This is a genomic window from Ruminococcus sp. 8Y-12, from assembly GCF_058119865.1.
This window is the reverse complement of record NZ_CM176623.1, coordinates 3,646,688-3,660,479: the sequence shown is the minus strand read 5'-3', so window position 1 is coordinate 3,660,479 and position 13,792 is coordinate 3,646,688. Positions and strand designations below refer to the sequence as shown.

The 13,792-nt window shown below is 50.7% G+C and carries 9 protein-coding genes; all 9 read left to right on the top strand.

Features of this window, described 5'->3' with window-relative positions; genetic code table 11:
• Positions 1-424: 424 nt before the first annotated feature.
• Positions 425-1,885 (top strand): tRNA (N6-isopentenyl adenosine(37)-C2)-methylthiotransferase MiaB, encoded by a 1,461-nt coding sequence (gene miaB, locus AC0THY_RS14490; RefSeq protein ID WP_489991312.1) that lies wholly within the window; start codon positions 425-427, stop codon positions 1,883-1,885.
• 31 nt (positions 1,886-1,916) lie between these two features.
• A complete protein-coding gene (gene mutS / locus AC0THY_RS14485; protein ID WP_489994201.1) occupies positions 1,917-4,550 on the top strand; it encodes a DNA mismatch repair protein MutS in 2,634 nt (877 codons plus the stop codon).
• A gap of 4 nt (positions 4,551-4,554) precedes the next feature.
• A complete protein-coding gene (gene mutL / locus AC0THY_RS14480) occupies positions 4,555-6,396 on the top strand; it encodes a DNA mismatch repair endonuclease MutL (protein ID WP_489991311.1) in 1,842 nt (613 codons plus the stop codon).
• A 52-nt stretch (positions 6,397-6,448) separates the two neighbouring features.
• Positions 6,449-7,399 carry a tRNA (adenosine(37)-N6)-dimethylallyltransferase MiaA gene (gene miaA / locus AC0THY_RS14475; RefSeq protein ID WP_489991310.1) on the top strand — a complete coding sequence of 317 codons (951 nt, stop codon included), beginning with the start codon at positions 6,449-6,451 and terminating at the stop codon, positions 7,397-7,399.
• A 22-nt stretch (positions 7,400-7,421) separates the two neighbouring features.
• Positions 7,422-8,705, top strand: a complete 1,284-nt coding sequence (locus AC0THY_RS14470) for a methionine gamma-lyase family protein (protein WP_489991309.1) — start codon at positions 7,422-7,424, stop codon at positions 8,703-8,705.
• Between the two features lie 19 nt (positions 8,706-8,724).
• Positions 8,725-9,936, top strand: a complete 1,212-nt coding sequence (locus tag AC0THY_RS14465) for a BaiN/RdsA family NAD(P)/FAD-dependent oxidoreductase (protein ID WP_489991308.1) — start codon at positions 8,725-8,727, stop codon at positions 9,934-9,936.
• Between the two features lie 49 nt (positions 9,937-9,985).
• Positions 9,986-11,584 (top strand): NAD(P)/FAD-dependent oxidoreductase, encoded by a 1,599-nt coding sequence (locus AC0THY_RS14460; RefSeq protein ID WP_489991307.1) that lies wholly within the window; start codon positions 9,986-9,988, stop codon positions 11,582-11,584.
• Positions 11,585-12,044: 460 nt separating this feature from the next.
• Positions 12,045-12,746, top strand: a complete 702-nt coding sequence (radC, locus tag AC0THY_RS14455; protein ID WP_489991306.1) for a RadC family protein — start codon at positions 12,045-12,047, stop codon at positions 12,744-12,746.
• 12 nt (positions 12,747-12,758) lie between these two features.
• On the top strand, positions 12,759-13,781 hold the full coding sequence (locus AC0THY_RS14450; RefSeq protein WP_489991305.1) for a rod shape-determining protein: 1,023 nt from the start codon (positions 12,759-12,761) through the stop codon (positions 13,779-13,781).
• Positions 13,782-13,792 lie beyond the last annotated feature (11 nt).

The window sequence follows — 13,792 nt, the reverse complement described above, 5'->3', positions numbered from 1 at the left end:
GACTATCTGCTAACTACAACTAAGGGACTCAGAACACCTTCATCCCTAAGTTTCCGTAAGCAGAGGATTCCATCTCCATTAAAACCGCACGCCAATTGTCCACGAAGCATTGCCCTGCGCCGGAGGAAGCTGTTTCTTTTTGCCGGAAGAGGGTCCCAGCCAGCAATAGCCCTGACACGTCTGAACTCTTGCGTAACGACGGCTTTTCCTGCGCTCTAGTATTGCTTTTTAAAAAATCCCCCTGTATAATAATATAGTTAAAGCAACTATTTAACAGGTCTGCGCATTTACTGCGCTGACCGTAAGAAAATGATTCAGGAGTGCAAAAATCCCATCACCGAAGGTGATTTTAAATGGATTTTTGCATGTAACTGTGAAGGGACTGAACAGTTACAAGTTAAAGACCATTTAAAGGAGCATACAGATGAAGAGAACATCATTCTTTGAAGAGGAATTAGATAAGATAGATCTTGGCAAAGAGGCACCTGTCCGGGAGCCCTTGCGGCAATACTACTACATTCGCAAGTGCCGAAGCCTTGTGGCAGAGAAGAGCGCCAGGCTGGGGAGAAAGCTGAAGGCATCCACAGTGACCTTTGGCTGCCAGATGAACGCCAGGGACAGTGAAAAGCTGGCGGGAATTCTGGAGGAGATCGGCTATGAGATGACAGAGGGGGAGGATGCGGACTTTGTGATCTACAATACCTGTACGGTCAGGGAGAACGCAAACCTGAAGGTGTACGGCCGTCTGGGTTCTCTGGGGACAGTCAAGAAAAAGAATCCCCACATGATGATTGCGCTGTGCGGGTGTATGATGCAGGAGCCTAAGGTGGTGGAGAAGCTGAAAACAAGCTACCGCTTTGTGGATCTGATTTTCGGAACACACAATATCTATAAATTTGCGGAGCTGATCGCAGCCGCCTTGGAATCCGACAGGATGGTGATTGACATCTGGGAGGACACGGACAAGATTGTGGAGGATCTGCCCGCGGAGCGAAAGTATCCCTTCAAGTCAGGGGTCAACATCATGTTTGGATGCAACAACTTCTGTAGCTACTGCATTGTGCCCTATGTGAGAGGGAGGGAGAGAAGCCGCTCCCCACGGGATATTATCCGGGAGATCGAACGTCTTGTGGAGGACAAAGTGGTGGAAGTGATGCTGCTTGGACAGAATGTGAACTCCTACGGAAAAAATCTTAAGGAACCCATGAGCTTTGCTCAGCTTCTCGCAGAGGTGGAAAAGATTGAGGGATTGGAGCGTATCCGATTCATGACCTCTCACCCTAAGGATCTGTCTGAGGATCTGATTGAGGTGATGAAAAATTCAAATAAGATATGCAGGCATCTCCACCTGCCCCTCCAGTCCGGTAGCAGCAGAATCTTGAAGATCATGAACAGGCGTTATACAAAAGAGCAGTATCTGGCCCTGGTGGAGAAGCTGCGCCGGGCGATACCGGATATCTCCCTGACCACGGATATCATTGTGGGATTTCCGGGGGAGACTGAGGAGGACTTTCTGGAGACTATGGACGTTGTAGAAAAGGTGGGCTATGACAGTGCATTTACATTTATCTATTCCAAACGAACAGGCACTCCGGCGGCGGTTATGGAGGAACAGGTGCCTGAAGAGGTAATTAAGGACCGCTTTGACCGGCTCTTGGCTCTGGTCCAGGAAATCGGCAGAGAACGCTCCTCCAGGTACACGGGAATGACGGTGCCGGTGCTGGTGGAGGAAGTCAACCAGCAGGACGCGCAGCTGGTTACCGGGAGAATGGACAACAATCTTTTGGTGCATTTCCCTGGGAGTGGGGAATTGATTGGGTCGATTGTGGATGTACGCCTGGAGAAATGCAGGGGATTTTACTACATGGGAAAAATGGTGAGATAGAGAGGTAGAAAACGTGGCAGAATTAACGCCAATGATGCAGCAGTACGTAAAAACAAAAGAAGAGTATAAGGATTGTATTTTATTTTACCGCCTGGGAGATTTCTATGAAATGTTCTTTGAGGATGCGCTGACTGCCTCAAGGGAACTGGAGATCACACTAACGGGAAAGGACTGCGGTCTGGATGAGCGGGCGCCCATGTGCGGCATCCCTTACCACGCGGTGGATGTCTATTTGAACAAGCTGGTCTCCAAAGGGTACAAGGTGGCGATCTGTGAGCAGGTGGAGGATCCTAAGCAGGCTAAAGGGCTGGTAAAGAGGGAAGTCATCCGCATTGTCACACCAGGAACAAACTTGAGCACCCAGGCGCTGGATGAGACACGGAATAACTATATTATGTGCATCGTGTATGTGGCAGACCGGTATGGAGTATCCATCGCGGATATCACCACCGGCGATTATTTTGTGACGGAGATTGAGACAGACCGGAAGTTGATGGACGAGATCACAAAGTTCGCTCCAGCAGAGATCATCTGCAATGAGTCCTTCCGGGTCAGCGGCGTGGACCAGGAAGACATCAAAAATAGGCTGGGGATCACAGTCTATTTCCTGGATGACTGGTATTTTGATGATGATCTTTGTAGACGGGCTCTTATGGAGCATTTCCATGTGGAAGCTCTGAAGGGGCTGGGGCTTGAGGATTACAACTGCGGCGTGATTGCTGCAGGCGCTATGCTTCAGTACCTTCTGGAAACGCAGAAGACATCCATGTCCAACCTGACCACTCTGACACCCTATGTGACGGGAAAGTACATGATCATTGACAGCTCCACCAGGAGAAACCTGGAGCTATGTGAGACTCTGAGGGAGAAGCAGAAAAGAGGTTCCCTGCTTTGGGTGCTGGATAAAACAAAGACAGCCATGGGGGCCAGGATGCTCCGCAGCTATATTGAGCAGCCCCTGATCAGCAAATCTGAGATTAACCTAAGGCTGGACGCCATTGAAGAGCTCAACAACAACGCAATTTCCAGGGAAGAAATAAGGGAATACTTAAATCCTGTCTATGACCTGGAGCGCTTGATCAGCAAGATCAGCTACAAATCCGCCAATCCAAGGGATATGATTGCATTTAAGAGCTCTCTGGCAATGCTTCCCCATATCAAATTTATCCTGAAAAGCTTTTCTGCAGAATTGCTTGGGCAGATTGAGGAACAAATGGATGGGCTGGAGGATGTGTGCCAGCTGATTGAGACCTCTGTAGTGGATGACCCGCCGATTGCAATCAAGGAGGGTGGAATCATTAAGGAGGGGTACCACGAGGAGATCGATCGGTTGCGCCACGCCAAGACAGAGGGGAAAACGTGGCTGGCAGAGCTAGAGGCCAAGGAGAGGAATGCCACGGGCATCAAAAACCTGAAGATCAAGTTTAATAAAGTATTCGGCTACTACCTGGAGGTGACAAACTCCTACAAAAACCTGGTGCCTGAGCACTATACGCGGAAACAGACCTTAGCAAACGCGGAGCGGTACATAACCCCTGAGCTGAAAGAGCTGGAAGATATTATCCTGGGGGCGGAGGATAAGCTCTTTGCACTGGAATACGACCTGTTTTCCCAGGTGAGGGATACGGTCGCTAAGGAAGTTGTGCGCATTCAGCGCACAGCCAAGGCAATCGCCCAGATTGACGTGTTTGCCTCCCTGTCTGTGGTGGCGGAGCGCAACCAGTATGTGCGCCCCAAGATCAATGAGAAGGGACTCATTGACATCAAGGGGGGACGTCACCCTGTGGTAGAAAAAATGATCACCAATGACATGTTTATTGCCAACGATACCTATCTGGACAATGCTAACAGGCGCATCTCCATAATCACAGGCCCCAATATGGCTGGAAAGTCCACTTATATGAGACAGACAGCCCTGATCGTGCTCATGGCCCAATTGGGCAGCTTTGTGCCTGCGGACAGCGCAAAGATCGGTCTCGTTGACCGGATCTTTACCAGGGTCGGCGCATCCGATGATCTGGCCTCCGGACAGAGTACCTTCATGGTGGAAATGACAGAGGTGGCCAACATTCTGAGAAACGCCACCTCCAACAGTCTTCTGATCCTGGATGAAATCGGAAGGGGAACCAGCACCTTTGACGGCCTGAGTATTGCCTGGGCGGTGGTGGAGCATATCAGCAATCCCAAGCTGCTGGGAGCCAAAACCCTGTTTGCCACCCATTACCATGAGCTGACGGAGCTGGAGGGAAAACTGAGCAGCGTAAACAACTACTGCATCGCCGTCAAAGAGAAGGGGGATGACATTGTCTTTCTCAGGAAAATTGTGAAGGGTGGTGCAGACAAGAGCTACGGAATCCAGGTGGCAAAGCTGGCGGGAGTCCCGGACACTGTTATAGAACGGGCCAGGGAGCTTGCGGAGGAACTAAGCAACGCGGACATTACAGAGAGGGTCAGTGAAATCAAAGCTGAGACAGGTAGCAGGAGTAAACCGAAAAAACCCAAAAAGTACGATCAGGTGGACTTAGAACAGATGTCTCTGTTTGATACAGTGAGTGACGAGGATATTCTCAGGGAACTGAGTGAGATTGAGATCAGTACCCTGACGCCCATTGATGCCTTAAATACAATATACCGCTTGCAGAATAAGCTGAAGAACAGATGGTGATGCTATGAATAAGATTGCAGTTTTGGATCAAAGTACCATTGATAAGATTGCCGCAGGGGAGGTGATTGAGCGCCCGGCCTCTGTGGTAAAGGAGCTGGTGGAGAATGCCATTGACGCGGGGGCAAATGCCATCACCGTGGAGATCAAGGAGGGTGGAATCACTTTTATCCGTATCACGGACAATGGGGAGGGGATTGCACCAAAGCAGGTTCCCCTGGCTTTTCTGCGCCACGCCACCAGCAAGATATCCAGAGTGGAGGATCTCTTAAATGTGGCCTCCCTGGGATTTCGCGGTGAGGCGCTCTCCAGCATAGCGGCCGTCTGCCAGGTGGAGCTGATTACGAAAACAGCCGGGAACCTGACCGGAGTGCGCTATGTGATTGAGGGCGGGATGGAAAAGGGCATGGAGGAGATCGGGGCTCCTGAGGGAACCACCTTTTTGGTGCGCAATCTCTTTTACAATACGCCTGCCAGAAAGAAGTTCTTAAAAACTCCAATGACGGAGGCGGGGTACATCAATGATTTGATGGAGCGCATGGCTCTCTCACACCCGGAGATTGCCTTTAAGTTTATCAACAATAACCAGACCCGTCTTCATACCTCAGGCAATACAAATCTGAAGGATATCATCTATGGAATCTATGGGAGGGAGATTGCGGCCAATCTGGTAGAGATCGACACCAGTATTAAGGATGTGACGATCCGGGGCTTTATAGGAAAACCTGTAATATCAAGAGGAAACCGGAACTATGAGAACTACTTTATCAATGGTAGGTATATCCGCAGCAGCATCCTGTCTAAGGCCATTGAGGAGGCCTACCGCACCTTTATGATGCAGCATAAATACCCCTTTACGGCCCTGCATTTTACCATAGACGGAAAACTTCTAGACATCAATGTGCATCCAACAAAAATGGAGCTGCGGTTTGCGGATAATCAGCAGATCTTCCAGCTGGTATGCGATACCGTGAGGGAGGGGCTTACCAGGCAGGAGCTGATTCCCCAGGTAACGGTGGCCTCTGAAAAGCACAGCCCAGAGATTCCGCCCATGAAACAAGTGACGGCGCCGATACCGGAGCCCTTTGAGCATAGACTGCTGGAAAAGCAGCGCAGAGAAAAACCACCCTGTGACAGGGCAGGGGAAGAGAAGGCCAGGTATCACGCGGAGCCGGTAAAGAATCCTGAGAGCCGGAAAAATACAGAGGATAGTAAACTCCCGCCCCAGCAGATAGAGTTATTTGAGGATAAATTGCTCTCAAAAGAAAATGTAAAAGAGCACCGCATAATCGGGCAGGTATTTGACACTTACTGGCTGGTAGAGTTTCAGGAGAAGTTGTACATTATCGATCAGCATGCAGCCCACGAGAAAGTGCTCTATGAGCGGACCATGGCAGGACTTGAGAAAAAAGAATTTACCTCCCAACAGATCAGTCCGCCTCTGATCTTAAGCTTGAGCCTTCAGGAGGAAGAGCTGCTGGCTCAGTATATGGAAAATTTCACCCAAATTGGCTATGAGATTGAGCACTTTGGCGGAAAAGAGTACTCTATTCGTGCGGTGCCCGCCAATCTGTTCGGTCTTGCCGAGAGGGAGGTTTTTCTGGAAATGCTGGACGGACTGGCTGAGCAGACAGGGCGTGCCAGCGCGGAGATGATCAATGAAAAGATTGCTTCCATGTCCTGCAAGGCAGCAGTGAAAGGCAACCACAAAATGTCTTTTAAGGAGGCCCAGGCACTGATTGATGAGCTGATGAGTCTGAAAAATCCATATAATTGTCCCCATGGAAGACCTACGATTATATCAATGACAAAATATGAGCTGGAGAAAAAATTCAAACGTATTGTGTAGACGTTACTGTGAACAGTAACGTATAGACCGGCTGGAAAAAACAGGTGAAGTTATGAAAAAACCTTTAATTATTCTGACAGGACCTACAGCTGTAGGAAAAACGGAGCTGTCCATTGAATTGGCCAAGCGGGTTGGCGCGGAGATCATCTCTGCGGATTCCATGCAGGTCTATCAGTACATGGATATTGGTTCCGCAAAGATTACCCCGGAAGAGATGCAGGGGGTCCCTCACCACATGATCAATGTGCTGAAGCCGGATGATGAATTTCATGTGGTAAAGTTTCAGGAAATGGTCAAGGGCTGTATCCAGGAAATTTACGAGCGTGGAAAAATTCCGATCCTGGTGGGGGGAACCGGGTTTTATATTCAGGCAGTCCTCTATGATATTGATTTTACAGAAAACGGGAGCGATGACCGGTACCGTCGGGAGCTGGAGGGACTGGCCAGGAAGAAGGGAAACGATTATCTGCACAGGATGCTGGAGAAGATAGACGCTGTCTCCGCGGGACAGATCCACGCAAACAATGTAAAGAGGGTTATCCGGGCGCTGGAATACTATAAAGAAACAGGAGAACCCATTTCCGCTCACAATGAGAGGGAGAGGCAAAAGGAATCTCCCTATCGGTTTGCCTACTTCGTGCTGACGGATAAAAGAGAGCGCTTGTATGAGAGAATCAATGGGAGGGTGGATCAGATGATGGAGGACGGCCTTTTAGATGAGGTTCGCTCTCTTCGTAACCGGGGCTATACCCGTCAGATGGTTTCCATGCAGGGCTTGGGCTACAAAGAAATTCTGGGGTATCTGGATGGGGAATATGGCCTGGAAGAGGCAATTTACATCTTAAAGCGGGACACCAGACACTTTGCAAAACGTCAGCTGACCTGGTTTAAGAGAGAGAGAGAGGTATACTGGATTGACAAATCCAGGTACGGCTATGAAAATCAATCTATATTAGAAAGGATGCTGGAAATCCTGAAGGAGACAGGGATTACTCCGGCTTAGAGATAGGATGGAGACTTTAGAAATGGAAGCAATGTTTCAGGACCTGGGGATCAGTTCCCAGGTTTGCCGCTATGGAAGAAGAATTGAGGAAACTTTACAGGAACGCTTTGCGCAGATTGATGCCATAGCAGAGTATAACCAGCTCAAGGTAATCCATGCCATGCAGAAAGGCAGGGTGAGCGCGGAGTGCCTGAATGGGACCAGCGGCTACGGTTACAATGATCTCGGCAGGGATACACTGGAGGAGGTCTATGCAGCGGCCTTTCACACGGAGGCGGCTCTGGTTCGTCCGCAAATCACCTGCGGAACACACGCCCTGGCCCTGGCCCTTATGTCCAATTTAAGGCCTGGGGATGAACTGCTCTCCATCTCCGGCAAGCCATATGATACCTTGGAGGAGGTTATCGGCATCCGTCCTTCCAGGGGATCTCTGGCGGAATACGGAATCACTTACCGTCAGGTGGATCTGATGCCGGACGGGAGCTTTGACTATGAAAAGATAAGAGGGGCGGTCAATGAGAGGACCAGGATGGTTGCGATTCAGCGCTCAAAAGGGTATCAGACCAGACCAACTCTCTCTGTGGGACAGATCGGGGAGGCGGTCACCTTTGTTAAGCAGCTGGATAATCGTCTGATTTGTATGGTGGACAACTGCTACGGGGAATTTGTGGAGAGACAGGAGCCCTCCGATGTGGGGGCCGACATGGTGGTGGGCTCTCTGATAAAGAATCCCGGTGGAGGTCTCGCCCCCATAGGAGGATATATTGCGGGAACAAGGGAGTGTGTAGAAAATGCTGCCTACCGGCTGACCTCCCCGGGACTGGGAAAAGAGGTGGGTGCCTCCCTGGGAGTTCTGCAGAGCTTTTATCAGGGCTTTTTCCTGGCTCCCACTGTGGTGGCCGCAGCCTTAAAGGGAGCCGTCTTTGCGGCAAACATATATGAAAGTCTGGGATTTAAGGTGGTTCCGGACGGGAAGGAGAGCCGCCATGACATTATCCAGGCTGTGGAATTTGGAACCCCGGATGGGGTGACCGCTTTCTGTGAGGGTATCCAGGCGGCTGCGCCAGTGGACAGCTATGTGACTCCGGAACCGTGGGCGATGCCGGGATACGACAGCGATGTTATCATGGCGGCAGGCGCTTTTGTGCAGGGCTCATCCATAGAGCTCAGTGCAGACGGGCCCATCAAGCCCCCCTATGCTGTCTATTTTCAGGGAGGACTTACCTGGCCCCATGCCAAGCTGGGTATCTTAAAGTCCCTCCAGAAGCTGGTGGACAAAAAGGTGGCAGTCCTTCCGAAGGAATAGAGAATATCAGGAGGTGTCCGTGAAAAGAGTAGTAGTGATAGGAGCAGGGGCGTCCGGTCTCATGGCAGCCATCGCGGCAGCCAGGGAGGGGGCAGCGGTTACTCTGCTGGAAAAGATGGAAAAGCCGGGAAAAAAACTGCTGATCACAGGGAACGGCAGATGCAATATGACAAATATGCAAAAGATGGATGCAGGCAGTTTTCGGGGAGCGGGCAGTTATTTTATACAGCAGGTGATTGACCAGCTTCCAGTGGATAAGACAATTGCACTTTTTCACAGCCTGGGACTGCTCACAAGGGATAGAGGGGGGTATGTATATCCCTACACGGATCAGGCTGTGGCAGTGGCTGATACCCTTCTTCTGGAAATACGCAGGCTTAAAGTAAAGCTGAAGTGCCGGGAGGAAGTGACCGCGCTGGAACGCACAGGGGAGGAATGGCTGGTGCGGACCAGAACCTGGAAATATTCCTGTGACAGTGTAGTTCTGTGCGCAGGCGGACAGGCTGCTCCGCAGACCGGCTCAGATGGCAGCGGCTATGAACTGGCCAAAAGCGTGGGCCACAGCATACGAACGGTAATACCGGCTCTGGTTCCTCTAAAGGTAGCCGACAGAACAGTACAGATGATGTCCGGTACCAGAAGCCAGGTGCATCTGCAGTTGGAAAGCGGAGGGGAAGTCTGTGCCCGTGAGAGCGGCGAGTTGCAGTGGACGGATTACGGAGTCTCCGGGATTGTGGTTTTTCAGCTGAGCCGGTATGCAGTGGACGCCATCAGAAAGAAAATTCCTGTAAAGCTGCATGTGGACCTGCTTCCTGAGCTTACGTTACAGCAGGCAGTCTGTTTCCTGAAGCAGAAGCAGGAACATTTGGGCATCGGTACTGCGGAAGAGCTACTCACAGGCGTTTTGCAGAAAAAGGCAGTGCAGGCGCTGATGCGGTCTCTGGGGAAGAAGCCGGGTGAAAAGCTTTCGGAGCTTGAAATAGAAGAAGTGGTTTTGGCAGCAAAGGATCTGACCCTAAACGTGACGGGCTTTAAATCCTTTGAAATGGCTCAGGTATGTGCAGGCGGTGTGGCCACTGAGCAGGTGCGTGCTGCCACCCTGGAGTCCAGAAGGGCTCCCGGCTTGTTTTTGGCGGGAGAACTTCTGGATGTGGACGGAATCTGCGGCGGCTACAACCTGCAGTGGGCCTGGTCAAGCGGCTGGGTCGCAGGGAGGGAAGCTGCGCGGTAAAACGGCGGAATGCTTTGGAACGTTCTGCTTTAGAATAGACGGAGGAACTATGATTCGCATACAACAGTTAAAGCTGAACTCTGCGCACAGCGAGAGAGAGCTGGAGGAAGCTATTTTAAAAGCTTTAAGTATAGAGAGAGAAGATCTGGTGTCCTACAAAATCGCAAGAAGGTCCACAGATGCCAGAAAGAAACCGGACATCCGGTATGTTTATTCAGTGGATGCTGAGGTAAGGCAGGAGGAGAAGCTGCTAAAACGCAGAAAGAGCCAGGACATCTGCCAGGTCCGAAAAAAAGAATACCAGATCCCCCAAAGCGGCAGGGACAAGCTGCATAGTCGGCCGGTGATTGTAGGCACAGGACCTGCGGGACTTTTTTGCGGACTTCTGCTGGCCAGGGCCGGATACTGTCCTATTCTTCTGGAGCGGGGAGACGAAGTGCAGGAGAGACAGAGAAAGGTGGAGCATTTCTGGAACACGGGAGAGCTGGATGAGCGTTCCAACGTGCAGTTTGGGGAAGGAGGAGCGGGCACTTTTTCCGACGGGAAGCTAAATACAGGGGTCAAGGACCCTGCCGGGAGAAACCGTTATGTTTTGGAGTGCTTTGTAGAAGCAGGGGCCCCGGAAGAGATCCTGTGGCTTAATAAGCCCCATATTGGCACAGACATCCTGCGCCAGGTGGTTCAGAATATGCGTACACAGATCTGCTCTCTGGGCGGCGAGGTCCGATTTTTAAGCCAGGTGACAGATATTCAGATTGAGAAAGGCCGTGTGGTATCCCTTCAAATCAATCACAGGGAAGCGCTGGAATGCCAAATTCTGGTACTCGCGATTGGACACAGCGCCAGGGATACGTTTGAGATGCTGGAGTGCAAGCGCTTGTGTTTGAAACCAAAATCCTTTGCCGTTGGGCTGCGCATTGAACATCCCCAGAGCATGATTGATTTTTCCCAGTACGGCAGGGAGCGCTCCGGAGACCTTCCTGTTGCGGACTACAAGCTGACCAGGCAGACTGCACTTGGGAGAGGCGTGTACTCTTTCTGCATGTGTCCAGGAGGATACGTGGTGAACGCCTCCTCGGAAAGAGGACGGACTGCGGTCAACGGCATGAGCTATCACAGTCGGGAAGGGCGCAATGCAAACAGCGCAATGGTAGTGACCGTGACGCCGGAGGACTACAGCGGGACCCACGCTCTGGCGGGAGTACAGTTTCAAAGAGAGCTGGAGGAAAAGGCTTATCTGGCCGGCAAGGGAAAGGTTCCTGTCCAACTGCTGGGGGACTTCTGTGCAAAAAGAATCACAACAGAGGTTGGAGAGGTAGAGCCATGTATCCTGGGCGGATACTCCCTGACCGGCCTGCACGGCTGCCTGCCGCTGCCGCTGTACGAGGCATTGCGGCAGGGTATTCTGGAATGCGGGCAGTTGATCAAGGGGTTTGACCGGCCCGACGCGGTGCTGTCCGGGGTGGAGAGCAGAACCTCTTCCCCAGTACGTATTGAGCGCGGAAAAAATTTTGAGAGCAGCATCCAGGGACTCTATCCATGCGGTGAAGGGGCCGGATATGCAGGAGGGATCACCTCAGCAGCTATGGATGGCCTGAAGGTGGCCGAGGCTATTATACAGCGCTATTCTAATAGAACGCTTGTGTAAAAACAGTAAGAGTAACCGTTCAGATGGGGCAGATTTGTTAGAGGCTGAGGCGGACGCATCCTCCGGCGCAGGGCAATGCTTCGTGGACGCGTGCAGCATTCCGATGAACTATCTGCTAACTACAACTAAGGGACTCAGGAGCTCCTTCGTCCCTAAGTTTCCGTAAGCAGAGGATTTCACCTTCATTAAAAACGCACGCCAATTGTCCATGAAGCATAGCCCTGCGCCGGAGGAAGCTGTTTCCTATAGGCGGAAGATCGTGCTACCCCGTCTGAACGGTTGACCAGCAAGAGTAACCTTAACAAAATTTAAGATTAAGGGTGTATACATTATTATTAATGTATGATAAAATAAAAATTATTGCAACAATTCAGCGGGACTGTGCTTTACCGTACAGACCGTATGCAAATGTTGAAGGCGTGTATTGCATTTTCGGTTTGGGAGAGAGCAGTATACGAGTATGAATGAAAATAAAACAATGAAGGAACTGCCTGTCTCGGAGAAACCCTATGAGAAATGTCTGGAGCAGGGGCCTCAAATGTTGACGGATACGGAGCTTCTGGCAGTGATTCTGCGCACGGGTTCCACGGGCATGACAGCCCTGGGGCTGTCTAGGGAGATTTTAAAAACAGCGCCGGGAGAGCAGGGGCTATTGGGTCTGTACCGGGTCAGCATTTTGGATCTGATGCAGATTCACGGAGTAGGCAAGGTTAAGGCGATTCAGATTAAGTGTATTCTGGAACTCTCCAGACGTCTGGCAAAACAGACTGCGAAAAACGGGCTTCAATTCCGGGATCCTGAAACAATAGCTTCCTATTATATGGAAGACTTCCGGCACAGCGGGCAGGAAGAGATGCAGGTAATGATGCTGGACACCAGAAATAAGATGGTGGGCGAGGTGGCTGTCTCCAAGGGGACGGTAAACGCCGCCCTGGTATCTCCAAGAGAAATCTTTTTAGAGGCATTGCATTTTCATGCAGTGTCCATTGTGTTGGTTCACAATCATCCCAGCGGAGACCCCTCCCCGAGCAGGGATGATCTAAATCTGACTAAGCGGATTCAAAAGGCAGGGCAGATGCTGGGAATAGAATTGTTGGACCATATCGTTATCGGGGACCGAAAATATGTAAGCTTTCGGGAGAGTGGGATTTTAGACAGTTAAAGGAGATGCCGTATGCTGTTTCGACGAATATGCGGAATCGATCTAGGTACAGATACGATTAAGATTTGCGATAAAAACGAAAAACTATATGTTTGCGAGAGAAATATGATTGCCATCCGCAATCAGGTAAATGTCATTGCTATTGGGCAGAAGGCTTATGAGATCTATGAAAAAGCTCCGGCAAATGTGGAGGCTGGCAGCCCCATGCAGCATGGCTCCATAGCAGATGTGAAAAATCTGGAAATCGTGTTGACGCGACTGTTGAAACGGTTTTCTACTTTTTTGTCTAAGCATCCGGATGTGGTGATGACAGTTCCTGTGGATATTACGGAGCTGGAAAAGATGGCTTACTACCAGCTCCTGACCGGAAATATCAAGGCCAAAAGAGTGGCCCTGATTGAGAACGGCATGGCAGATGCCATTGGAATTGGTATGCCGGTGTTGCACCCCATGGGAAATATGGTGGTTAATATCGGTGCGTCTACCACGGATATCAGTGTGGTATCTGACGGGAAGATTATTATAGGCCGCCGTCTGGAGACGGGCGGTAACCAATTGGATGAGGAGATCCGCAGCATGGTCCGGAGGCGCTATGACTTGAACATTGGTTCCAAGACCTCTGAATTTCTCAAAAACAATCTGGCTTATGTAATGCGTGGGCAGTCTAAGAAGTTGAGGATATTTGGAATCCATGCTGTGACAGGACTCCCGGTGGCAGAAGTGATATCCTCAGAGGATGTCCATGAATGTATAGGGGATACCATACGTACCATTGCAGGCGCGGTAAGAGCCACCCTGGAGAGAACGCCTCCCCAGCTGATGGCTGATATACAGAAGAATGGGGTGTATTTAAGTGGGGGTGTGTCACAGATCCCGGGTCTTGCGGAGTATATAGGCCGGTGTCTGGAGATTATCACATACAATGTGCCGGACCCTGTCAATTCAACTATGAGAGGTTTGGTACAGATTATCAACCGCCCGGAGCTTCGAAAGCTGACGTTCTCCGTAAAAGATTTTACAGGAACTACATTATAAAAGAGGAATTC